Genomic DNA, 24,861 nt, shown 5'->3' with positions numbered 1-24,861 from the left:
TCCCCAATCCCCAATCCCCAGTCCCTCATTATCCAGGTTGTATTGTGGTTACTCTGACATTGTTAGAACCGCAGCAAAAAACACCCCTCAAACAGTGGTGCTTTGAAAATTCCGCCGTGATTCGGATTGGTCGAGCGGCGGATAATCATGTTGTGTTAACTGATAGTTTGGTTTCCCGCCATCATTTGGAAATTCGGCAAGTCAGTTCTGCTAAGAATGGTGCTGCGTGGCAAGTGTTTAGTAAAGGCACAAATGGCACTTTCCTCAATGGTGTATTAGTCATTCAGGGTGCTTTACCGGACAATGCTTTGCTGCAACTAGCGCAAGGAGGGCCAATTTTACAATTCCAAATTCAGGAGGCGACACCACCAGATCATCAGGCATCGCCAACCGTGGGTAGTGTGCTAGAAAATGTTGCTGTACCAGTAACTTCACAAAGAGCTAGCACGTCCCCCAGTTGCACCCATGAAGGTAATTCTCCAGGAAATCTGTTTTGTATCCACTGCGGACAACCACTTACGGTACAGCAGACGATTCGCTATTACCAAGTTTTACGGACTCTGGGACAGGGAGGTATGGGTACTACTTATCTGGCTTGGGATGCAGCCGGTTTGATTGCTAGACACCCGCAATTATTGGTGTTGAAGCAAATGAATGCTGATATGGCGAAAATTGCCAAGGCTCAGGAATTGTTTGTCAGAGAGGCAAATACCCTCAAGTCCCTCAATCATCCGGGTATTCCTAAGTATTACGACTTTTTTGTGGAGGGTGGGAAAAAATACTTAGCGATGGAATTAGTTCACGGGCAGGATTTGGAAAAACGCATCTATACTAATGGTCCTGTGACACCGAAGCAAGCGATCGCCTGGATGATTCAAACCTGTGAAATTCTCGACTATCTCCACAGCCAAGAACCACCGTTAATTCACCGTGATATTAAGCCCGCTAACCTAATGGTGCGGACTGCGAATAATGAAATAGTTGTGTTAGATTTTGGCGCAGTTAAGGAAATTGGTACAACCCCAGGAACGCGCATCGGTGCTGAAGGTTATTGCGCCCCTGAACAAGAACGGGGACAACCTTTAACACAATCTGATTTATATGCGATCGGCCCGACGTTGATTTTTCTCCTCACTGGCGAAAACCCTTTTAAGTTCTATCGCCAAAAGGGGCGAGGCTTTCGCTTCGATGTGAGCAAAATTCCCACTGTGACACCCCAATTAAGGGAGATTATTGACCGAGTGACAGAACCTTTGCCACGCGATCGCTATCAAACTGCCAAAGAACTAGCGCAAGCATTAGCTAATTGTCAGTGATGGGATTGGGCATGGGATAACTGCATGACCTAAATTTCCACCAAAGAGCGAACACTTAAAATCTCATTATTTTTTAACGGTTCAATATCAGTCATGGGAACGATGACAACAGCTATTGATTCACCAGTAGCACTGAATACTTCTAGAACACATCCTTCTGATCCATTGCTAGGATGAGGAACAAAATCAATTAAAGTTGCCACATCACCTTTTTTTAATTGATATTCGTTTAAGTCACGATTTAAAGCAACACGCTGGTATAGTTCAAAGTTCATCTGGAGACTCCTTGTTAGGTTTGAGGGTGATAAACTGAAACTTACCATCAACAGACCTTTGCAGCCATACTGTAATCACTGCTAAGTTTCGCCCCTTTAAGCCGATTAATTCGCCAGTGACGCGATAGAACACCCCATATTCATTATCCCTATCTTGTATTGCTGTTGTTGAATCCACCAGTTGCCGAATTGCTGCTTTTAAAAGTTCTGGGTTTTCTTTTGTGAATCCAGCCTGGGCGAGAAACTTTGATTTATCGTCTTGTTCTCTTGGTACTAACAAGTAGCGTGTGATTTTTTCATCGGCAATAATAGCGTCAGAAGGAATCTTCATATTACTGTTGCTACGACTTTCCCCGCTTCGTAGTGATATAAGAAAGCCAAATAAATTTGACTATTCGCTTATATCGTCTGGATGAATCCGGGGTTTTACGCATCACATCTCGTAAAAGTCCCCAGTCCCCAGCCCCTATTCCTCATCCCATGCTTCCACAGCGAGTAAATCGCCTATTGGATCTTGCATACTAAAACCAAAGTCGAGCAGTTCCTGTTTCCAGTGCTGCCAATCGTTGCCATAGAGCAGCGCAATCTTCCAAATGCTATCAGTCGGCTTGATAATATTCGATTCAACGAGTGATTGCACATTACGCTGCAATTTCACCATTGGGTGAATTACTTGCTGAGTCATAACTCTCAATTCAATTCAAAATTTAATTGGGTAAATGCTTAATCAAAACTGCTTTCCGCCTTGCAAATGTCAACAATGCGTAGAGTGTGTGTTTGGCAAAGCTAGTCTTAACTTTTTTACTATACCATAACAAACTCTTCTCATCAGCGATGAAATTCGGCTTTGTACGGTAATTACTCCACAAAACTCAAATCTCACCCAGCAGACATGGTGAATGCTCAACGAAAAAATTAGTCGCCCTGAAGGTTGCAGTAACAGCACAAAAGGGAGAGGATTTGTAAAATCTTATGTTTTGTATTGATCAGAATCTGTGCAATTGCTAAAAAGCCCATAAATTAATGGCTGATTTGAAGATGTTAAACAACAGTGAGAGAATTTTTACTCTGTAGATTTAACCGTTATCTACAATAACGCAAACATCTAGACTTAAATCAAATCATCGCAAATCTTAATATATATTTAATTTTTCTCTAGAGATTAAGCAGATATGTAGTAGTAGGGGATTGGGGATTGGAGATTAATTGCTCTGCCCGATCTTCCTCATTTTCATACTTCCTAACCCTGTACGGGCGGGTTTATCCAGAATTATGTTTACTCACTGGTGCAATTGTTAAACCCGCCCCTACTTAAGTATGTTGTAACTTTATGAGTAAGTAACTTTGCTGGGCAGTAGCGCGACACTCATCAACGTGTGGTAGTCAGTGCATAACATATCTTCACGTTTAGCCTCATTCCAGCATAAAAAATTTTTAGTTCAGATGTTAGTTTCTGTGAGGTAATGGGTAATCTCTTATCTAGAAGCTTGTTGTAACTCAGTATTTACCGCAATCCCGATTCAAATATGGCTAGATCAGGCGAAGACTATTTGAAAGCCCGTAAAAGACAGATTGATAGGAAAAAAAGAATATTAACGACAGTTTCGATGATTTCTTTTTTTGGTTCATTAGCATTTGGAGCTATTTCAACTGTTCAACGGGCTATCTATAGTCCTCCGCCAGTAAGTACAACTACATCTGCTGAGTCTTTATTGTCAGAACAAGCTAAGGGTTACGAATTAGTTTTACAACGTGAACCAAATAATCAAGAAGCGTTGGAAAAGCTATCTATTATCCGCTTACGTTTGAAAGATCATAAGGGAGCGATCGCGCTAATGGAAAAGTTGGTACAACAGCATCCTGCTCGACAAGATTATAAAACTGTATTGGAGGATATGAACAAGAAATATACAACTAAGTAAAATACAAATTTTTTAGGATATTGAAATAAGCAAAAGTTATCAAAATTATACAAATATCAATAAAATCAATGAATCAAAATAAATGTGTTGTTTATACAGTTCTCACTGGCTATAAAGAAAATCTTAGAAATCCTTTCCCAAATGATTCTTTTGGTTATGAAAGGATTTGTTTCACAGATAATCCAGAATTGCAATCTAAAGATTGGTCAATTGTACTTATAGACAATCATAGCCTGAAAGCAGAACGGGAATCTCGGCGACCAAAGTTGTTACCACATCATTTTTTATCTGATTTTGAACATAGTTTATATATTGATAACACCATAGATTTTAAAGTAGATCCGTTAGATATTTTCAAGAAGTATATAAATTCACAATCTTCACTTGTTTGTTTTAATCATCCTTGGCGTGATTGTATATATGACGAAGGAGAAGTCGTAATTCATTCAGGACTAGAAGATGAGTGTAGAGTTAGAGAACAACTAGATTTTTATCAATTACAAGGATTTCCAAAACATCAAGGATTAATTGCAGGAACAATACTACTGCGTAAACATTTAGACACAAAATTGATAGAACTAACAGAAGAATGGTTTAACCATGTTCTAAGATTCTCTAAAAGAGATCAGCTATCTTTTCCTTTCGTTGCTTGGCATCGGAATTTTAAATATTCGTTATTTAATGGCTCATTGATATCTAATCCTATAATTGAGTGGTTAGCACCTAAAGGAACTATTCCTCGGCTACCACCGGGGTTTAAAGATGAAATTTATTCATGGTTGAATCCAGAAGTGACAACTTCTCATATGTCACCAAGACAACATTATTTAGAAATAGGAGCTTACAAGAAGCTACCATATAGAAAATACATATGGGAGCTTGAAGTTATAGCCAATAAGTATAAGACTGACAAAGGAAGTCTATATTATAATTGTCATGGTTATGCTTCAATTTATCAAAAATATCTTTCTAAATATAAAGATTCAAATATAAATTTGCTCGAACTAGGTCTTCTTCGGCATGATGTTCAAAAAAGAAATCCAGGAGGACCTTATGATGATGCGCCTAGCCTAAAAATGTGGAGAGAATATTTCCCTCACGCCTTTATTGTAGGTTTTGATATTGCTGATTTCTCTAAATGTCTACCTTTAGAAAATGTCAAAATTATACGTGGTGATATGGGGAAAATATCCGATCTTCAAATATTAGTGCAAGAAAATCCGTCAAAATTTGATGTTATAATTGATGATGCTAGCCATGCTTCTCATCATCAACAGATAGCATTAGGATATCTGTTTAAACATCTTCGGGAAGGTGGATTTTATATTATTGAAGACTTACACTATCAGCCATGTGAGATAGAATATCCAGGAATTACAACCACTAAAGAGATTCTTAAATCTCTAGAAAATGGAATTATTAATGACACCCAATTTTTAAAAATTGAGACATTAAAGGATATTCAAGAAAATATTGAATTTATTCATTTTTATGATAGCCAAGACAGACAATTTGGTGAAATTTATAGTGATGCTATCGTAATAATAAAGAAAAAAAATAAAGTTTCAAACCAAGAACATGAACATCAAGATACTATCTCTAGCTATTTAAAACAGTTAAATAGACAAACAGTAAGAATTGATTTAGGCTGTGGGGCTAATAAGAGTGTTGGGTTTATTGGAGTTGATATTTGTAATGATCCATCCGTTGATATTGTTGCAGATTTAAATAAAAAATTTCCATTGCCTGATAGTTCTGTAGATGAATTAAAGGCGCATGATATTATTGAGCATCTCCAAGACAGAATTCATACAATGAATGAGATTTGGAGAGTCTGTAAACCTGGTGCAAAAGTTGATATTCGAGTACCATCTACAGATGGGAGAGGTGCTTTTCAAGATCCAACTCACGTCAGTTTTTGGAATATTAATTCTTTCCTCTACTACTGTAGTGAATTCCCTGTTTATCTACAGCTTTGTAGAAAGTATGGATTTAAAGGTGAGTTTAATATTGTGCAACTTGAACAGGAAGAATCTCCTGGTAACGTCATTCATGTTATAGCAGAATTACGTGTAGTTAAACCAATATCTGATATAAGTGAAAATCAAATTAATGTAAATGCTAAAGTTTTTCACCAATATCAGCAGATAATTGAGGAAAATGGTTATTTAAAATTTCTGTTTTCTCCTAAACCTTATTTCCTAGAAATTGATGAGGCAGATAATTACTCTGAATACTTACAGAAGTCACTTGATTATCTACACGCATCTACATTCAGTAATTCTGATTCTGATTTATGGAATCAAATAGTTGAGCATTTTGCCCAAAATGTCAATTTTATCCAAGCTTACTTTAACGAGATAAATTTAAAAAATATATATGTTAAACGCGCAGAAATAATAGAATATTTATTGAAACTCAAGGGACAAGAAATTAATTATGAATTTACAGATACGCCTGTAAACCGAAAAAAAATTAGGCTGGGTATCCTAGCAGCACATTTTACACCCTCAGCCGAAACGTTTGCCTATCTTCCTGTTTATGAATATATCAGTCGAGATTTTGAAGTAATTTTGTACTCACTTATCGAAACAGGTCATAGATTAGAGCAATATTGTCAATTGTCTGCAAACTCTTTTAAACTGTTACCACAAAATTTATCGGAACAGATTAATACAATTCGTAGTGATGACTTAGATATATTATTCATTGCAACTAATGTAACCGCAGTAACTAATCAAATCTGCCTATTAGCAATTCATAGATTAGCTAGAATACAAGTAACTAGCGGCGGTTCTGTTGTGACAACTGGAATGAGAAATGTAGATTATTATATTTCCGGTACATTAACTGATCCTTCACCAACAGCACAAGACCACTATCAAGAAAAATTAATCAAACTAGAAGGAACTGCTCACTGTTTTAGTTATGGTACTGAAGAAGGAAAATTAACAACTCCCGTTGAGCGGAATAGTTTAGGAGTTCCTGAAGATGCTGTTGTTTTTATCTCTGGTGCTAATTACTTTAAAACAGTTCCAGAATTGATGGGGACATGGGCTAAAATTATCTCTAAAGTTTCAAATTCTGTTTTAGTTCTTTTACCATTTGGGCTAAATTGGTCAAATAATTATCCAAAAATAGAATTTATCCATCACCTGAAATCTATATTTTCTAAGCATGGGTTAGCTACTGAACGCCTAATAGTCTTAGATCCTCAACCCGTCCCAGATCGGGAAGATATGAAGGAATACTATAAAATTGCCGATGTTTATTTAGATTCCTATCCATTTGCCGGAACAACTTCATTAATAGAACCACTACAGGTTAATTTACCTGTCATCGCTAGACAAGGAAATTGTTTTCGTTCTGCAATGGGAGCAGCGATAATACAAACATTGGATATTCCTAATTTAGTTGCAGATAGTGAAGAATCTTACATTGAGTTAGCAGTTGCATTAGGTACAAATTCGGAATTGCGGCGAGAAAAGAGCGTCCAAATCAAAGAAAAAATGCAGAGTAATCCTAGTTTTTTAGATAGTCGCTCTTACTCAGCTAAAATAGGAAACCTATTCCAAGAACTCTTCAGTAATTATATGGCTGATACTCTCAGTCAAAATTTACGCTTAGGAGATATCAACTTAATTATTTTCCCTGATTGGTTGCAACCAGAAGAGTTGATTAGTTCAGAATTGGAACAGGTGATTAAGGCAGTGGCAACTCATCCTAATAGTGAAAAAACCACGTTACTAATCAACATTAATAATGTTGCTGTTGAGGATGTTGAACTATTGTTATCGGCTGTGGCAATGAATCTGCTGATGGAAGAAGATTTAGATGTAACTGAGGGATTAGAAATTTCTCTTGTGGAAAGTTTGAGTGATATTCAGTGGCAAGCTTTATTACCTCGTATTCACGCCCGCATTGCTTTGCAATATGAAAACCAAGATGCACTCATTCAAGCTAAAGCAGAAACTTTATTAACCTATAACTTAGAAAGCTTGAGTCAGGCGCAAGAGAAAGATTCTTTTTGTTTGTCTTAGTAGTAATGAGGACTAAAGTCCTCACTACAAACTTTTGTTTGTAGTAAGCACTTCAGTGCTTAAATATCTATGTATGAATATCGCAAACTTACGCCAGAACAAAAAGCTGAACTTATTGAAGAGCGCGTGAAACGTGGCTATCCTCCGCACGCGCCACCATATCCAGTAAAAGATAAAAGACTCTATTTGTTGACGGCTACTTGTTATGAACATCAGTGTTATATGCACACTGAATCTCGCCGTCAGCAATTACTCAATATGATTTTTGATAGGTTTGGTGATGGTGGAGATGAAGAAGAAAGTGCTTTAGCACTTACTACGAACATAACTATTTGTGCTTGGGTTGTTTTGCTGAATCATTATCATTTGTTGGTTGAGGTTGTAAATTTTGATGCCTTGAGTGACTTATTTCGCCAGATACATGGTGTGACTTCACGCCAATGGAACCTTGAAGATAATGTAACCAAGCGAAAAATTTGGTATTCTTGGAGCGATCGCGCTATTCGTTCTGAAAGACATTACTATACAACGTTTAACTATATTCATTACAATCCAGTCAAACATGGTTTAGTGACATCTCCTTATGACTGGGTTGAAAGTAGTGTGAACTGGTATTTACAAGTTTGCGGAAGACAATGGTTACGTGATTGCTGGGTTAAATATCCAGTGCGAGATTATGGTCAAGATTGGGATTTGTAATGTTTGTAGTAAGGGCTTTAGCCCTTAAACGAGGACTGAAGTCCTTACTACGAAACTCTTTATATGCGATCGCAGTTTCATTGTTTTGATGTCTGTACTGATAAACTAAGATTAAGGCTAGAAGTTCTATATCTCAATACTATACCCCTATCTTAAAATATCGCCGTGGCTGCTATTACTATTAACTTGAACAATGTAATTAGACTCAGCGAAGACCAATTTTATCAGCTTTGTCGGGATAATCCCGATGTAAAATTTGAGCGCAATGTCAATGGAGAATTAATCATCATGCCACCCACAGGGGGAGAAACTGGAAGATATAACGCTAAACTTACAACAAGATTTGTTTTGTGGAATGAGCAAACAAAACTAGGTGAAGTTTTTGACTCCTCTACTTGTTTTAAACTCCCCAATGGTGCAGAACGCTCTCCCGATGTTTCTTGGATAAAAATTAGCCGATGGAATGCACTTGCATTAGAACAACGGGAAAAATTTCCTCCCATTGCTCCCGATTTTGTTTTAGAGTTAATGTCTCCATCTGATAGCTTGAATCAAACCCAAGCCAAAATGGAAGAATATATGAATGCGGGAGTACAGTTAGGTTGGTTAATAGATAGAAAAACCCGTCGTGTAGAAATTTATCGTCAAGGACAATCAAAAGAAGTATTAGAATCTCCTACTAGTTTATCTGGAGAAGACATATTAATTGGTTTTACTTTAGACTTGCAGATGATTTGGAGTTAACCAACTGCATATTCTGTAAATTTTCTCATAAAAGGAGATTGAAAACCTAAAACAATATCTTCTTTTGGAACTCCCATAGTGACTAAATTGGCTGCTATATCATCCTCTGTGCCATTCCACTGAAGCCAAACTTTTTCATTTTTAATATCAATATGGATGATACAACTATGTATCCAATCCTGTCCTTCCCAACCCACATGAACTATTTGGTAATGATCACGTTCTGTATCAAAAATATTTTCAACTTCTATATTCCCATTATCAGGTTTTTGTTGGCTATAATCTTGTAATATTTGTTGTATAATTTTACGATATTTAGCTAATTTTTCCATGTAACAATTACCTCTTTTTCTACATCATAAATAATCATCTTGACTCGGTTCTCTTCAATCATTTCTTGAGGAAAATCAAGTTGAAAAAATGTTTTATAAGTTGTCAAAGGTACTGCTAAGTATAAAACACGCTCTGGATGTCGTCGCCTCAGTGCCGCTCTATAGTTAATAAATTGTCCCAATGCGGTATGAAATTCTGATATTGCAGATGACTTCTCCAAAAAACTTTTGACTTCGACTGCAATTTTTTCTCCTTCCCGTTCTGCTGCAATTAGTTTTTCTGCTCCTAAATCAATAGAGACATTCACTCCACCCACACTAATTGTCAGTGGGTCGTGAGTTATGTACCAACCATCTTTCTGTAAAGCTTGTTTGACCACTTGATGAAAGATATCTCTAGCAGACATATCTATCCATGATTATATTTCTTATTTTTATATTACGATGCTTGGTCATTGATCGGATAGTTGATGGGGAAATAATACCATATAAAAAAGTATTAATTTTATTTTTAAAAATAAAATTAATACTTTGTTGAGAAAGTTTGTAGTAAGGGCTAAAGCCCTCACTACGAACTTGTATATATTTCCCACATTTGGGTGTAAGCTTTCTCCATTTCACGGGTAAATTGCTTACCATTCCATAGCGGTGATGTTTTTCTTGATTGTCTCAACTTCCAAGCAATTTGTTGTCTTAAAGCTTCATCCTTACCCAAGCGCACACCCCACTCTACATATTCTTCATCAGTCCAAGCAATACCTTCTGTAATACCAGCATTCATCATCATGGTGTAGCTGTTACGCGCCGCAAATTGCTCACCTACCTTTGTTACCATTGGAATGCACATCCACAAAGTTTCTAGGGTTGTTGTAGCTCCATTGTAGGGATAGGTATCTAATACTATGTCGGCAATTCCTAGATTAGCCCGATGAACTGATTCTGAAATCACGCCTGGAAGAAATCTTAGTTGGGATATCTCTACACCTTCTTTGTCTGCTAGTTCTTCAAAGAAGACTCTAGTAGATTCTTCGTCAGACATTCCTTTGATTAAAAAGTAGCTATTGGGAACTTCTTTGATAATTTGCAATTGCAGTCTAGTTATATCTGGATGTCGCTTAAAGCCTCTTTGCCCACAAAAATAGACTATTGCATCATTAGGAATATCTAATTCTTCACGTCTAACTGTAGGGACACTCACCTCAAAGCCATCTACTCCTATATAAGTATGAGGTAAACGCCAAATTTTTTCTGTGTAGTATTCCTGGGCTGATTCTGGTAAAACGTAGGGATCAGCAATAAAATAATCAACTGATGGGCTTCCTGAAGCATCCCAACCCAACCAAGTAACCTGAATGGGTGCTGGTTTCAGGGCTATGATGTCACAAGTAGTATCTAATGTAATACTATCTAAATCGATTAAAATATCAATTTCATCCTGGTAGATTTCATCAGCTAGTTGCAAATAGTCGTTTGATTTATAAGTTTTGTCAACTTTGGTAAGATACCATTCATGCAAAGGGTCTAAAGTTGGATTAGTATTAATAAAATAACCATTGACTTGAAATTTATCTCGGTCATGATGTTGAAATAACCATCGTGCTAGCCAACCTACAGAATGACTTCTCAGGCAATGAGATAGATATCCTATGTTCAATTTTTTATTAATTTGTTTTTGTGTTTTTCTGTTCAGATTTCCCTGAGAATACTTCTCTATGTGTTCTTGCTCCAAATTATTTATATTGACTTGACAAATCTGCAATAACTGATTTTGAATATTTCTAGTGTTTATAGGATTATCTTCAATATAAGGAGTAAAAAAGTTAGCGTTAAATAATCTAGCTATTCTAGAGACATCTAGTTGTGTATGATTATCTTCTATGAGAAATTTTATTAATTTTTCTTGTCTTTGATATACATAATAAGATTCTTCCCAATGACCTCCTGTACTCATTAATCCTCTGAGTATTTGGCGATTAGCAAAAACTTTATCAGCGACTTCTTCTACTAAAGAAAATAATAATTTAGCAGATGCTATACCTTTTTCATATTGACCAATATTTTGATAAAGGCTAGACAAATGACTGATAAATTCTGTATTGTTAGGGCTTAAATTTAAATATAGTTCACACAGTTTCACTGCTATACTAAATTGCTTTTGAGAATAACCAATGTCTAAGGCTGCTGGTAATAAAATAATTAGTAAATCTTGGGTATTATTTTTACAATATGGTAAACATTCTTCAACAAAATTTAGCGTTAATGGATGAAGTGGATCATAAGTTAGAAGATTCTGGAGAGATTGCAACAATAGTTCTAAATTGACTTCTACTATCGATTGAGATTGAAGAATTTCAATTATTCCTAATTCTTGTAAATCTTCACCTGTATAGACATCTAGCTTGATAGCTAGCTGTAGTAGATGTAATAAATTGTGAATATCTTGAGGAGAAAATTCTTTAATATTTTGACGAATCTTCTTGGCAATTGAATATTCTTTTAATTCTTCCTGCCTTTCTGCCTCTGTTTGCAGAACTATTACTAATTCACTATTCCAAAGCTCAACTTGTTCCGGTTCTCCTTCCATCATCGCTATCAACCAAGTTGTTTGAGCTTCCACATCTTGCTCTTGCAACAGCAGCATTAATCCTAGATACCAATAGTAGGATTTAACATCAGGTTCTATGGCGATCGCTTCTTCGTAGAGACTAGCCGCCTGTGAGTAATTTCCGGTGAGTAAATATTTTTCAGCACGATAATGCCATTCATTGGGAGTAGTTAAAGAAAGCATAGTGATAGTGGATAAAAATGTTGGGATGTAAATTGGATAAGTAATGTCATGGTAAGCAAATTGCAAAAATTGGGTAATGTGTAGAAACACTACCCAATCGAACAAAATTTTATCTGATACTGCTTAGAAGGATAAGCAGACAAACTCTTATATGTTTCTACCTAGATAAAGAGACAAAATCATCAGCACAGGTTTCAGAAAATGTAGCGATGCTGGCTACTGTTTTAGAAGGGGCTTTCGTCTCACAAGCTATTGCTATTGTCAGTGCTTCTTTAGTTGCACTATCTCCCAGTTGCGTACCTACCAGTCCATAGTAAGATTTAAGTGCATCTTTACTAGCAATTCCTTTAAATTGGGCAACACTAGCAACACTACCACTACCATTAGCAGTTTCGACGCTATAGTTGTAATTCTCAGATGCTGTTCTAATACCTACTTGCAACTCAGAGAGATCAGTAGCAAATCTTTGATATTCTAAGAAGAAAGCTTGTTGAGAACGGTTGACCGTACCTGTGTAGTTTCTCGCTTCTGATTGTTTAGCTTTGTTAACCTGACCTAGTAGCGAAGGTAGCGCGATCGCAGCAAGTACACCGATAATAATTACTACAACTAGCAACTCAATTAAGGTAAAACCTTCTTCTTCTCTATTCTTACGATTGCTGAGGTGGCTGAGGAATTTAGCTTGCAATTCTGGCTTGAGCATGGGTTTCTCCTGAAGTTTGGGGTAAGTAGTAGGCGATCGCTCTGTTCTAAAAAGAACTTACCCAGTTGTGATCTGTGATCTATCACTTCAGTAAAAAAACTTTCTCCCTCAATCTATATTTACGTGTATTTACGAGTACGTCCTGTGGTGAGTTGGGATAAATCAGGTATATCTCCTGTTGTCTACTGACAATTGATTCAGATGTTTAGTTTGCACAAAAGACAAGTCAGGCGATCGTAGGCTAGTTTTTTCCGAATCACCTTATTTTTGGTTGTTTATCATAGGTGATATAAACCCTGCACTCTCACCATTCACTTGTCTGAGTTCGGAGAACTTGATCTATATATTTACAACTTACCGCATCCTCAGAAAGCTACAATATATTGCATCCAAAGAAAAACGGCTGTATAGTTCGCCATCATAAGCATCAATGAAAACAGACGTAATTTTTTATGAATTAATTAAGGAACTACCACAGATATTTTTTGAACTGATTGGGAAACCTGATACTAATCCCAATATCTATATATTTACAGCACCGGAAGTCAAACAACAGTCATTTCGTTTAGATGGTTTATTTTACACCATCGAGGGATTTGAACATGAACCCTTATACTTTGTAGAATTACAAACTTACAAAGACGAAGAATTTTACGAACGACTTTTTGGGGAAATTTTCGTTTACTTCCGTCAATATCAACCAGCCAACTCAGATTGGTATGCAATAGTTATTTACGACAAACGCAGTAATGAAATCCCACCCCATCACCGCTATCAGGCTTTAATAGCATCACATTTGCGCTGTATTTATCTGAATGAACTTGCAGTAAGTGCTGATGACTCCTTGGGTATAGGAATTGCCAAATTATTTGTAGAGTTACCGACAAAAGCTCCTACTCTAGCACAACAGCTCATAACTCAGGCAAGAGAAAACTTATCTGATGAAAATCTGCAAAAGAAAGTGCTAGCATTTATCCAAGCCATTGTATTTTATAAATTTCCCAACCTGGACTTAGAGGAAATTGAAGCTATGCTTGATTTAGATGAATTCAAAAATACTCGTTTATACAAAAGCATCTTAGCCAAGACCAAGCCAGAAACAGAACTAGAAACAAAATTAAAATTAGTTCCTAAATGTATTGAAAGAGGTATGAGTATTCAAGAAATTGCTGATTTTTTAGAACTAGATGTTGAAACTATTAGGAAGCATCTACAAAAAGAATCTTAGTAATATAATTTTAACAAGGGAAAACCAAAAACAGATTATGCCAAATTGCCTGCTATAGGACTCATATTTGATTTATGAAAAAAAATCCGTACACCCAAAAATCCCTCTTTCCTACTCCCCACTCCCTACTCCCTACTCCCTGCCTACACAGATAATTTCAAAAATCAAACCGGATTCCTATAGTAGAGTGCGTCAGTTAGAGAAACCCTTGATGTAACAGGAATGTATTCGTACTGACGCACCCTTGTATATTAAGAGAAGTAGTAGACCGTAAATCAAAACTTGTGAGCGATCGCCATCCGCCATCCTCAGAGTCCCGATTAGATAAATCGAAGCTTTTGTTATTCAATCTTTTTATGCTCCCAAGTAGGGTAAACCTTACCGCTTATCTGCCAACTGCCTCTTTCACCGATTTGTTAGACTGATGACACCAGGATTTTTCAGTCAAATCTCTGATCACGCCAGCAGACGAGGCTATTCATGCTTACAAATACCCTACTTCTCTCAAATCAACTCCCCACGCTGCAATATTCATCTACACCAGAGCGATTCGATGAAACCTGGGAAGCCCCCCTGGCTACCCTCCTGGGTTTAGGACGCGCAGCTGGTGCTGACTTTATAGAACTTTTTCTAGAACGTCGCAACTATATTAGTAGTTTGGCAGAAGACGACACAATTACCAGTATTTCACCTAGTCTTACCACAGGTGCGGGAGTCAGAGTATTTCGCGGCAAAGCTGATTGCTACGTCAGCACCAATGACTTATCATTTTCTGGCTTAAAAGCAGCTTTAGAAAAAGGGCTTTCCATCCTCGGCTTACAACTCCCAGCCCCCAACGCTTTTATCCCAGAAATTAACCTAGAACTACTCAGAGACTACGCCACCAGACGAGGTAAAGACGGTTGGCTACCTCTGTGCAGTTCAATCCGTGAAATGGGCGAAATTCTCCTGGATGGTACTGCCTACTTAAATCGCAAAGCTAACCATGTGCAATCCCGCCGTGCCAGCTATTTCCGTGATTGGCAAGAAGTTTTAGTTGCGTCTAGTGATGGCACTTTTGCCCGTGACATTCGCCTGACTCAATCGGTGGGTTTTAACATCCTGTGTGCTGATGGTGCCAATCGCGCCTCCATTGGTGAACGAGCTGGTAATACCAGTGATGCTAACTTCCTGAGAACTTGGGACTATCAACAAGCTGCCGAACAGATAGCAGAATCCGCCGGGAAAATGCTCTACGCCGATTATGTAGAATCAGGTACTTACCCCATCATCATGGCCAATCACTTTGGTGGCGTGATTTTCCATGAAGCCTGCGGACACCTACTAGAAACAACCCAAATTGAGCGCAACACCTCACCCTTTGCCGATAAAAAAGGCGAAAAAATTGCCCACGAAAGCCTGACAGCTTGGGATGAAGGACGTGCAGATAATGCCTTCGGTACAATTGATATGGATGACGAAGGGATGCCTGCTCAAAGAACCCTGTTAATAGAAAAAGGCGTTCTCAAGAACTTCCTAGCAGATAGAGCCGGTTCTTGGCGGACTGGACACCCCAGAACTGGCAGTGGCCGCCGTCAAAATTATACCTTTGCTGCGGCTAGCCGGATGCGTAATACTTACATCGCTCCTGGTGATTACAAAATTGACGATTTATTCGCCTCTATAGATAAAGGTATTTACTGTAAGAAAATGGGCGGTGGTAGTGTAGGCGCGACTGGTCAATTTAACTTTAGTGTGGATGAAGCCTATTTAATTGAAAATGGCAAAATTACCAAGCCATTAAAAGGTGCTACCCTCATTGGTGAAGCTAAGGAAATTATGAACAAAATTTCCATGTGTTCCCAAGATTTGGATCTTGCTCCTGGTTTTTGCGGTTCCATTAGTGGCAGTATTTACACCACAGTCGGACAACCCCATATCAAAGTTGATTCTATTACCGTCGGTGGCCGCTAAAAAATTTGAGATTTTCAATTTGTTCGTAGTGGGGACTTCAGTCCCCAAAATTATGAGGACTAAAGTCCTCACTACAAACTTATCAATTTGCATTTTGAATTGTTATGCCAAATATTCAGGAAATTTCTGCTTACGCCAAGGATAATGCCGAGAAACTTGGCATTAAAAAATTTGACATTTACGGCTCAATCGTTGATGAAACTAGCGTGCAAGTTGACCAAGGTGAGCCAAAACAAGTTAAAGCCTCTAATCGCTCTGGTGTAACTGTCCGTGTTTGGAACGAAGACAATACAATCGGTATCACCAGTACCACCGATGTAGACCCCCAAGGATTAGAATTAGCTTTAAAAACTGCTTACGAAGCTAGTTTTTTTGGAGTCAAAGAACACGTCCCAGATTTTAGTCCAGAAGCGACAGTTCCAATAGCCAAAACATTAGATGAAAAAGTTCCCCAAGCACCTGTATCGGAACTAATAGAACAACTGTTAGTAGCTGAGAAAGAATTACTAGCGGCTCATCCAGCCATTAAAGGAGTACCTTATAACGGTTTAGCGCAAAGAGACATTGATAGATTTTATCTCAATAGTGATGGTGCTTTGAGAAAAGATTCTCTGTCTTTGTCTTCGATTTATCTTTACAGCAAAACCGAGGAAGAAAATAGAAAACCCCGCAGTGCAGGTGCTTATAGAGTTAACCGCAGTTTAGACAATTTAGATATTGATGGTTGTATCAAGGAAACTGCTGAAAAAACTATTAGTCATTTGCACTACGAAAAAGTTAAGACTGGTAAATATCAAGTAGTGTTCTCACCAGAGGCTTTTTTAAGCTTATTGGGTGCATTTTCTAATTTGTTTAATGCCCAAAGTATTTTAGATAAACAAAGCTTATCTACTCCCGATGATTTGGGTAAACCAATTGCTTCACCTCTAATTTCAGTGTACGATGACGCATTACATCCAGCTAATATAGGCGCAGAAACCTTTGATGGTGAAGGTACACCTACTCGTCAGGTGAAGTTAATCGAAAATGGTGTTTTAACCAGTTTTCTGCACAGTGCAGGCACTGCCAAAAGGTTAAATGCTCAACCAACAGGTAATGCTAGTATTGGGGCGAAGGTGAGCGTTAGTCCGAATTTTTATCATGTGTTTTCAGCCGGAAGCTCTGATCAGGAATTGAGTTTAGCCACTGCTGAAAACGTGATTTTAATTGATGATTTACACGCTCTCCATGCTGGAGTAAAATCTTTACAAGGTTCGTTTTCTTTGCCCTTTGATGGTTGGTTAATTAACCAAGGTGAGAGAACAAGTATTGAATCAGCAACCGTTGCTGGTGATTTTCTGGAACTTTTGAAGTCAATTATTTATGTAGAGAAAGAAGTAGAGTTAACCCCTGGTGGTGTAGCTCCTAGAATTTGGGTTGATGGCTTATCAATTACTGGCGAATGAGATTTTAAAATAACCTAGTTTGTAGTAAGGATTTTAGTCCTGTTTAGATTTAATAATCAAACCTAGAGCCGCTTACTACCAACTCATAACCCTGGTTTTTTAAAGAAACCAGGGTTATTTTTGCTTGATGATAAATTTAAAACATACATAATTAAAGATTAATGACTTGTTAACGTTGGATTCCTACCCTATTCAAGTGTTTTTACTGAAACTTACTCAGTAGCTCAACTTCACAAACTTAGCTACTTGAAGTAATTCGCCTGTAATCAAATACTTGTGAGGAGAAATCATGCGGCATTTCTTGGGAGCATTTTTGCTGGGAATGGCTACAATAACTGTTATGCCAACAGAAAAAGTCCTAGCGGGAACATTAACAGGTCAACCCCCCATTGTGATTGGACACAGAGGTGCTAGTGGTTATCGTCCAGAGCATACTTTAGCTGCTTATCAACTAGCTATTGACATGGGGGCTGATTATATTGAACCTGATTTAGTCGCCACCAAAGATGGTGTCTTGGTAGCACGCCACGAAAACGCGTTAGCAATTCTCAATCCTGATGGTACGCTCAATACTACAGACACCAGTACAGATATCTATCTGCGTCCACAATTTGCTGCTCTCAAAACCACTAAGGTTATTGATGGACGTACTATCACAGGTTGGTTTACAGAGGATCTTACCTTAGCTGAGTTGAAAACTCTCCGCGCCATTGAAAGAATTCCGGCTGTTCGTCCTGATAACACAGCTTTTGATGGACTGTTTGAAATTCCTACTTTGCAAGAAGTTATTGATTTAGCAAAAGCCAACAGCGCAGCTTTGGGACGGACGATTGGTATTTATCCCGAAACTAAGCACCCAACCTATTTTGATTCCATTGGTTTATCCATGGAAGAGCCATTGGTGGAGATTTTAAATGCTAACGGCTACATCGATGAAACTGCACCAGTTTACATTCAATCTTTTGAAGTTGGCAATCTCAAAGACCTTAACACATTAACCGATGTCTCTTTAGTACAACTCATTAGCCCTAGTGGTAGACCCTATGATTTTGTAGTCAGTGGAGATACTCGTACTTACGCTGATTTAATTACTCCTGCGGGTTTGGCAGAAATTGCTACCTATGCTGATGGTATTGGAGCTAACAAAAACCTGATTATTCCGAGAGTGGGTGGTAATCTAGCATCTCCTACTACTCTGGTTAAGGATGCTCATGCAGCAGGCTTGATAGTTCACGCTTGGACATTCCGTAATGAAAACGTCTTCCTACCTGCCAATTTACAAGGTAATCCTGAAGAGGAATACAGACGTTTTTACAATACTGGTCTTGATGGTGTATTCAGCGATAACCCAGATACAGCCTTCAAAGTACGTGCTGCTTTAGTTCCTGAACCTAGTGCCATGGTGGGATTAGGAATTGTACCTTTATTCGGATGGTTATTCCGTCGTCGGAATAAACATTAAATAGCTCTTTTGTTGGTGTCTTTGTGCCTCTGCGTTTCAAAAGGTGTTTTTACCGCAGAGGTACAAAAATTTATATGTATCTATAAACACTTTTATTCGTAGGTAAAGAACCGTAATTGTGCGGTTAATCGGATTGTAGGTTCTAGTGGTAGTACCTAACCAATTATCGCCGATTAATGAATACTGATTGCTAAATTATACTGTGTACTCTAGGTCTTTAAAATAAAACAACATGACTTTACCGAAATTTCACTGATGCGTCGATGAGATTATGGTTATCTAGAAGATACTAGATAAATTTAACATCTACCTATCTGTAGAAAGTTAAATTTATCTATTTAAGTCCTTGTTCAGCTTTTTATGCCATCTTGACTAGATTTTATCTGGTAGGCATTCAGTGTGTTCCATAAGGCCATAATAAACTTGTGTAATTTTACGTACGATACACTATCCCTTATCGTAGGCGATCGCATGAGCTTTAATATAAGGAATATGACTTAATTAAATTGTTCAACAAATAGCTGCTACTAAGTTGAAATGGAACACACTAGAAATAAAACAAACGTATTAATTAAAAATCCTGAATTCTTGCTCATAGGGATAGGTGCAAGCTTAATAGCCATCCACCTCAGCTTATTCTGGAGATATAAAGATTCTGTCAGTTTTTGTCTGTGCTTTTTGTTTTTAGCAACTGTATGTTCTCAGCTTAAAGAAAAGCAGCACAGTTTAAAGTTAGAAAGCGGAATTATATCTAGTTTTTTAGGCTTCTTTCTGCTGCTATTTATATTTATCAATAGCATATATCAGTTAAACTCTGGGATTTTACTGTCATTTTCTCCGTTTATATCTGGTTTTGCGTTAGCTATTATAGCTTCTGGTTTTTCTGGTTTAAAACAATATTTCATAGAATTACTGACAATATTGTTTTTTAGTCTACGCACATGGATACCTTCAATTAATAGTATTGACATATCCATTATTACTGCCAAATTTTCTGCTTTTCTGCTTTGGTATACAGGTTTTGACGTGAATCGTTCTGGATTAACAATTAGTTTACCAACAGGAACTGTAGAAGTTTATCATGGCTGCTCTGGTATAGTTCTAATTCTAGACACTTTGAGTTTAGCCATACTTTTTCTTTTCATGTTTGAGCTACATTTAAAGCAAAAAATTATCGTACCATTAGTAGCTGCTATCCTGGCATTTATTATCAATGGAATACGTGTCTGTCTTATGGCACTCTTAGTAGCACAAGGAGATAAACAAGCATTTGATTACTGGCATGACGGTGATGGTTCTCTACTCTTTTCTATGATTACTGCTTTTCTTTTTTGTTGTTTCTGTTGGGTATTACTGAGCAACAATCAACGCAAAGAACAAAATTTAACAGATAGCTAAGGGCAATGTACTGGCAACAAACTCGTATTTATTTTCTAACTTTAACCTTTAGCATAGGTTTATTAGTTTCTTTAATATCAATCTTATTCCCCAGCTTTGGCAAGCCTAAGAATAGAACTCTTATATTCCCCAAAGATGTACCTCTAAAACCATGGCAACTGAGTGATTATCAGTCTATACAAGTCGTAGCAGAAAAGTATCCAGACTTGCTATCTCGCATCAATTATCAATATATCAAAAATGACTTCAAGTTGAATATTGATATGCGTTATTTACAAAATTTCTATCCTGCTGATGTTACTATTTTAAGAAAGCATGATAATACTAAGCAACCTTCAAATATTGTACGTTACAAAGATGGGGTAGGCTATTACGGTCTTGGGTTAGATAAACAAAATGCTTATCTTAGTGCCTGTATCAATCCAAGGGGAGGTAGTACCTTTACTCATGCACAATATAGACATAATCGGTATTCCCAAGACATCAGTTTCGAGCGGTTACTGCCTGTTTTGCAAGGGCAGGAGGCATTAATAGATAAGCGTTGTCTTTTAGTACATTTGTCTATGCCTTTACAAAATTCTTCCCCAGACAATGCCTACAAAGTTCTAGAACAAGCTTGGTTTTCGTGGTATCAATGGTGGCAGCCTAGATTTCCTAAACCTTAAATTTCATCCAATACAAATCGTTTAATACTTCCTAAAAATATGACTGATTTTGAGTTTTCCAAAGTAATAGAAACAGAGTTTTCAAAGCTAAAAAAATCTGTAGACTCTTTAGATTCTTCACTAGAGTTTATCGGTCTGTGGCGAATCATTGGTTATGGTATGTTGCTACTAGCATTTTTCGATCTAGTTGAGACATTTGTCCCACCCAACTTTATGAACCCTGGTTGGGAATTCCAAACTATGGGAAGAATAGTAGAACGAGTAGCTGTACCTTTGATTGGGTTAGTATTTGTCTTCTCAGGAAAATTAGAAAGGCGAGCTAGATGGGAACCACGCCTGTTAGCATTTTTGTCTTATTTAACTTTGTTAGTGGGATTATTGTATATATTGCTGATTCCTGTAGGAATAGTGAATACCATGAGGTTGTATAACAATAATGTTACACAAATTACTAACCAATATAATCAGCAACTGTCCCAAGCTAATCAGCTAGAAAAAAGATTGAGTGAAGCTACACCTCAAGAGATAGAAAATTTGCTGAGAAATCAAGGTGTCAGATTAGAGGGTAATAGAAATACTGAAGATATTAAAAACCAAATATCTTTAGGAATTACTGAAGCGAAACAGCAGTTGAAAACACGAGTGGAAACAACTAAAGCTACTGGTCGTCTGAATTTGTTTAGGAGTTCTGTGAAATGGAACTTAGGTGCTTTAATTTCTGCGGCTTTATTTATTACTTTTTGGAAGGGAACAGCTTGGGCTAGGAAAAATAATAAAATTTAGAGATAGCACTCTACTTTGAATTCTAAACCCAGATAGGATTCCTATATTCACTTTAGGGATTCAAATCATCAAAGTTCAGGAATGCGCCCCCTGAACTTTGCTTTTTACGAACCTGCTAACCACAAAGCCACATTATGCACATAAGTTTTGATATCTTCTAAAGCCTGTGGCTGTGTTTTCATTCCCATTCCCGGTGCTTCATCTACAAACGAAGGACAACCTTTTTCAATATCCCAGTTGTAATCAACAAAGTGATGGAAGCTAGAATTAGCTATTGCTCTTCCTAGCTGATTGCCTTGGGTATCTGTGTAGTGTTCCATCGCTACAACTAGATTAAATGTCCGCCCTGTAACTCGGCTTTCACCTAATGCAATTACACGACTATTAAGATTATCTGGCTTTACACCAATACCACCTTCATGGGGATGGGATGGAAAAAATTCAATTAATCCAGAAGCTGAATTGGGATTCTGCAAAAGTGGGTGAATTGGTTCTACAGGAATAATTGTTTGATAGTCCCCATTAGCTCCAGAATGGTAATTTGGCCAGGAAATATAGGTAGTGTGAGGATCATCACGACTCCAGCGAGAATCATCAGGATCAGGATTTTGAGTATTGAAATAGTGAAGATCACCAATATCAACTAAGCCACACATCGAACAGCCCATATCTTGATGGTCTCGTGTGGAAAGAATTCCTCCACCGCGTTTTCTAAAAGCATTAATTCCAGCAATATCTTTTTCCGTTAAACCATCACCAGTATCTAAAGCAAATAGCCAAAGTTCGTCATAATCTGATTTATCTAAGGTACTTAAAACAGGGTCATTCCCTTCTGAATCTGAGGTGCGATCGCGTGCTATAACTTTAAATAATTGGTTGCCTACTTCATCTTTGATAGATGTTAAGTATTCTTGCAATAGTGAAAATCGAAAAATGCTCCAGTCATCTTCAGTTGTGGGAATTGTAGTTTGTAACAGAATGCGAATTGGTTGGGACATAGCTTCTGTGAATTAATTTATTATTGCAGCAACTTACTGACTGCAATTACTGTACAACTAATTTCCTATTTATACTTTTTATTTATTTATTTAAATTCACCTTATACTTTGATTAAAATCTATAAATAAATTTAGATTTAACCGTGCCAAAGCAGTTGTTTGTATGACAAATAACTGCTTTGACGAATCATCTTACCAAAAAATTCAGACACAAAATTTTAATTCTTCAGTGTCTTACTAAAAATTCGATAATATAGCCAAGTGCTAACTTCCTTGACAGGAAACAGTACATAAGTCAAAGGATTAATCGTCACAATAATATTGCGGAAATCACGGCGTGCTAAAAACAAGATGGCACGAGCTACTTGCTGTGCTGACATCACACCATAAGGATTAAGTTGACTTTTAAACGGCCCCAAAATTAACTTGCGAATTACACAATTACCATCCAAGCGTTTCAGAGTTACTAGATTTCCCAAGGTACGTTTGCTCAATTCGTAGAGAGGACTTAAAGCTGGGGATACTTCAGCCTCAGAAGTATTTACCCAAATTTCTTTAGTTGCTTTTGCTTGTGGCCCTGTCACCGTTGTCAAAAATATGTCCATTAAACGTAACGCCGAAAAAGTATTCACTTCATAGGAAGAGTTAATGGCTTGTGATGTGCGATCGCTGTAAACATTAACACCGTGGTTAATAATTAAAATATCTACTTTCTCTAAACTGTCTTTGATTTCAGCTTCATTACCTAACTGCCAAGAAATTACTTTTAGCCCTGCGACCGTAGGTAATTTATCTGGATTAGTAGTTAATGCTACAATTTTGACATTATACCTGAGTAATTCCGCCATCAATGCTTGCCCCAAAGCACCTGATGCACCTGTGATGGCGATAGTTTTACCCTTAAGAGAAAGTGATGTTCCCAGTATTTTATCCACCAAGGAAAATACTCCACTGTAGTAAGCGTTAACATCATCGAAATGGTGTCGCCAATGGTAAGACCGATTCACAAACCACACAGAAGGAGCTGTCTCTAGAGGCCCTGGTAAGTGATTATAGTCTGTGTCAATAATTCCCAAGAAATATCGCCGGGATGCACCAAACAAAAAAGTGCTAGCATAAGCTACTCCCAACCATAATCCAATTTGCTGCACAGCTAAGGCAATTACCGCTAATACTACTACCAACAGACTTGATTCTACAATGTCGTTGTAGAGCTGGGATTCTTGATAAATTTTCAGAGAAACAACTGATAAATCCCGGCGATATGCCATGTGGTGCTTGTTGTGCCATTTGCTTAACCAATTGACTTTGTGACACAACGCGTGATAGCTATCTCTCAATATCTCTGCTAGCAGTACAGAGAAGAATCCCCAACTGGTAAACTGTAAGCCAGAATTCACCAGTTCCCAATTAATCTGTAACCTGGCCTCAATCTCAGTCAAGCTTGCAAGCAACATTTGCATCATGTCGTTTTACACACCACTTGTCTTAATGTTTGTTTATATTTTCAACAGAATAGATTAAGCCAGAGTAATAAAGCAAACCAAAATTTAAGGTTTTGCTGGTTTGTTGATGATTAGGGCAGTTGGGAACTAGAGATTTACTGTACTTCTATGTAAATCTCTAATAGACATATCCACAAATTAATTATGCGTTACTTGAAATTTTGAGAGAGACGTAGCTGTGCTACGCCTTTACGTAGTTTTTTGGACTTAGGACTTACATAACAAGCTTATTCCTTTATATCTGGTATGAGGCATGGGGCTTTGGCGAATTTTCCATGCTCAATGCCCAATACCCAACCCAAATCCTTAATTTTTAGTTACTAAAGCGTAAGTCCTATACCAAATACTGGCGGTATATACTTATAGCTGTGAATATCAATTGATTCACAATAGCGTATCACATCAAGATTAAGAAATATTTCAATATTATATGAAGTTTCAGTAAAAAATGTAACTACATCTATCTCAAGGGGTAAAGTTAAAAATAGTTTAATAAATCGCTTTGACTATTAATAGTTAGTGCCTACTAATTCTTGTACACTTAACCCCGAACTTATATGGGGTTTTCAATCTGAATATTGTCATAATACGGAAACTTTGGCTAA

General features: G+C 37.4%; 22 protein-coding genes. 12 read left to right on the top strand and 10 right to left on the bottom strand.

The genetic code is table 11. The features are described from left to right. Positions 1-44 precede the first annotated feature (44 nt). A complete protein-coding gene (locus NOS7524_RS25315) occupies positions 45-1,316 on the top strand; it encodes an FHA domain-containing serine/threonine-protein kinase (RefSeq protein ID WP_015141328.1) in 1,272 nt (423 codons plus the stop codon). 29 nt (positions 1,317-1,345) lie between these two features. On the opposite strand, the gene NOS7524_RS25310 is transcribed toward NOS7524_RS25315, so the two are convergent. From NOS7524_RS25310 to NOS7524_RS25300, 3 genes are all read right to left on the bottom strand, one after another. After that, complete coding sequence (locus tag NOS7524_RS25310) at positions 1,346-1,591, bottom strand: DUF4926 domain-containing protein (protein WP_015141327.1); 246 nt, start codon at positions 1,589-1,591, stop codon at positions 1,346-1,348. Next, positions 1,581-1,922, bottom strand: coding sequence for a DUF6883 domain-containing protein (locus NOS7524_RS25305; RefSeq protein ID WP_015141326.1), 342 nt, complete (start codon positions 1,920-1,922; stop codon positions 1,581-1,583). The genes NOS7524_RS25310 and NOS7524_RS25305 overlap by 11 nt, the downstream gene beginning before the upstream one ends. Positions 1,923-2,057: 135 nt before the next feature. Beyond that, entirely contained in the window at positions 2,058-2,276 is a 219-nt protein-coding gene (locus NOS7524_RS25300; protein WP_015141325.1) for a DUF4327 family protein, read from the bottom strand. Between the two features lie 841 nt (positions 2,277-3,117). On the opposite strand from NOS7524_RS25300, the gene NOS7524_RS25295 reads away from it, so the two are divergent. The 4 genes from NOS7524_RS25295 to NOS7524_RS25280 all read left to right on the top strand — a co-directional run bounded on the left by NOS7524_RS25295 (position 3,118) and on the right by NOS7524_RS25280 (position 8,996). Next, the gene (locus tag NOS7524_RS25295; RefSeq protein WP_015141324.1) at positions 3,118-3,513 is read left to right on the top strand and encodes a tetratricopeptide repeat protein; all 396 of its coding nucleotides are present in this window, start codon (positions 3,118-3,120) and stop codon (positions 3,511-3,513) included. Positions 3,514-3,581: 68 nt separating this feature from the next. After that, entirely contained in the window at positions 3,582-7,553 is a 3,972-nt protein-coding gene (locus NOS7524_RS28950) for an O-linked N-acetylglucosamine transferase family protein (RefSeq protein ID WP_015141323.1), read from the top strand. 69 nt (positions 7,554-7,622) lie between these two features. Further along, positions 7,623-8,252, top strand: a complete 630-nt coding sequence (locus tag NOS7524_RS25285) for a transposase (RefSeq protein ID WP_015141322.1) — start codon at positions 7,623-7,625, stop codon at positions 8,250-8,252. A gap of 165 nt (positions 8,253-8,417) precedes the next feature. Continuing rightward, positions 8,418-8,996, top strand: a complete 579-nt coding sequence (locus tag NOS7524_RS25280; RefSeq protein ID WP_015141321.1) for a Uma2 family endonuclease — start codon at positions 8,418-8,420, stop codon at positions 8,994-8,996. Here the strand turns inward: NOS7524_RS25280 and NOS7524_RS25275 are convergent. The 4 genes from NOS7524_RS25275 to NOS7524_RS25260 form a co-directional block, all read right to left on the bottom strand. Further along, the gene (locus NOS7524_RS25275; protein ID WP_015141320.1) at positions 8,993-9,328 is read right to left on the bottom strand and encodes a XisI protein; all 336 of its coding nucleotides are present in this window, start codon (positions 9,326-9,328) and stop codon (positions 8,993-8,995) included. The two genes, NOS7524_RS25280 and NOS7524_RS25275, sit on opposite strands and share 4 nt — an antisense overlap. Then, positions 9,316-9,735 carry a XisH family protein gene (locus NOS7524_RS25270; RefSeq protein ID WP_015141319.1) on the bottom strand — a complete coding sequence of 140 codons (420 nt, stop codon included), beginning with the start codon at positions 9,733-9,735 and terminating at the stop codon, positions 9,316-9,318. The genes NOS7524_RS25275 and NOS7524_RS25270 overlap by 13 nt, the downstream gene beginning before the upstream one ends. 161 nt (positions 9,736-9,896) lie before the next feature. After that, positions 9,897-12,116 carry an O-linked N-acetylglucosamine transferase, SPINDLY family protein gene (locus NOS7524_RS25265; protein ID WP_015141318.1) on the bottom strand — a complete coding sequence of 740 codons (2,220 nt, stop codon included), beginning with the start codon at positions 12,114-12,116 and terminating at the stop codon, positions 9,897-9,899. Positions 12,117-12,273: 157 nt separating this feature from the next. Then, positions 12,274-12,819, bottom strand: a complete 546-nt coding sequence (locus NOS7524_RS25260; protein WP_015141317.1) for a type IV pilin-like G/H family protein — start codon at positions 12,817-12,819, stop codon at positions 12,274-12,276. A 430-nt stretch (positions 12,820-13,249) separates the two neighbouring features. Here NOS7524_RS25260 and NOS7524_RS25255 point away from each other — a divergent pair, with 430 nt between their 5' ends. Continuing rightward, on the top strand, positions 13,250-14,047 hold the full coding sequence (locus NOS7524_RS25255; RefSeq protein WP_015141316.1) for an Rpn family recombination-promoting nuclease/putative transposase: 798 nt from the start codon (positions 13,250-13,252) through the stop codon (positions 14,045-14,047). A 196-nt stretch (positions 14,048-14,243) separates the two neighbouring features. Here NOS7524_RS25255 and NOS7524_RS30280 read toward each other — a convergent pair whose 3' ends face one another. After that, positions 14,244-14,396 carry a hypothetical protein gene (locus NOS7524_RS30280; protein WP_171815395.1) on the bottom strand — a complete coding sequence of 51 codons (153 nt, stop codon included), beginning with the start codon at positions 14,394-14,396 and terminating at the stop codon, positions 14,244-14,246. 131 nt (positions 14,397-14,527) lie between these two features. On the opposite strand from NOS7524_RS30280, the gene NOS7524_RS25250 reads away from it, so the two are divergent. The 6 genes from NOS7524_RS25250 (at position 14,528) to hpsJ-A (ending at position 21,753) form a co-directional block, all read left to right on the top strand. Further along, positions 14,528-16,000 (top strand): TldD/PmbA family protein, encoded by a 1,473-nt coding sequence (locus tag NOS7524_RS25250; protein ID WP_015141315.1) that lies wholly within the window; start codon positions 14,528-14,530, stop codon positions 15,998-16,000. A gap of 104 nt (positions 16,001-16,104) precedes the next feature. Then, positions 16,105-17,445 carry a TldD/PmbA family protein gene (locus tag NOS7524_RS25245; RefSeq protein ID WP_015141314.1) on the top strand — a complete coding sequence of 447 codons (1,341 nt, stop codon included), beginning with the start codon at positions 16,105-16,107 and terminating at the stop codon, positions 17,443-17,445. Between the two features lie 289 nt (positions 17,446-17,734). Beyond that, positions 17,735-18,907: a PEP-CTERM sorting domain-containing protein gene (locus NOS7524_RS25240; protein WP_015141313.1), complete on the top strand. Its 1,173-nt coding sequence runs from the start codon at positions 17,735-17,737 to the stop codon at positions 18,905-18,907. 537 nt (positions 18,908-19,444) lie between these two features. Beyond that, on the top strand, positions 19,445-20,305 hold the full coding sequence (gene crtA / locus NOS7524_RS25235; RefSeq protein WP_015141312.1) for a cyanoexosortase A: 861 nt from the start codon (positions 19,445-19,447) through the stop codon (positions 20,303-20,305). 5 nt (positions 20,306-20,310) lie between these two features. Then, positions 20,311-20,970, top strand: coding sequence for a cyanoexosortase A system-associated protein (locus NOS7524_RS25230; RefSeq protein ID WP_015141311.1), 660 nt, complete (start codon positions 20,311-20,313; stop codon positions 20,968-20,970). A gap of 39 nt (positions 20,971-21,009) precedes the next feature. Next, a complete protein-coding gene (gene hpsJ-A / locus NOS7524_RS25225; protein WP_015141310.1) occupies positions 21,010-21,753 on the top strand; it encodes an HpsJ-like protein, cyanoexosortase A-associated in 744 nt (247 codons plus the stop codon). 104 nt (positions 21,754-21,857) lie between these two features. Here the strand turns inward: hpsJ-A and NOS7524_RS25220 are convergent, their stop codons facing one another. Both NOS7524_RS25220 and NOS7524_RS25215 read right to left on the bottom strand, forming a co-directional pair. After that, positions 21,858-22,751 carry a hypothetical protein gene (locus NOS7524_RS25220; protein ID WP_015141309.1) on the bottom strand — a complete coding sequence of 298 codons (894 nt, stop codon included), beginning with the start codon at positions 22,749-22,751 and terminating at the stop codon, positions 21,858-21,860. A gap of 218 nt (positions 22,752-22,969) precedes the next feature. Continuing rightward, positions 22,970-24,217, bottom strand: coding sequence for a bifunctional sterol desaturase/short chain dehydrogenase (locus NOS7524_RS25215; protein ID WP_015141308.1), 1,248 nt, complete (start codon positions 24,215-24,217; stop codon positions 22,970-22,972). Positions 24,218-24,861 lie beyond the last annotated feature (644 nt).

It is taken from the genome of Nostoc sp. PCC 7524, from assembly GCF_000316645.1.
In the GTDB taxonomy this organism is placed as follows: Bacteria; Cyanobacteriota; Cyanobacteriia; order Cyanobacteriales; family Nostocaceae; genus Trichormus.
The sequence above is the reverse complement of the archived record's forward strand: the minus strand, read 5'-3'. Positions and strand labels throughout refer to the sequence as shown.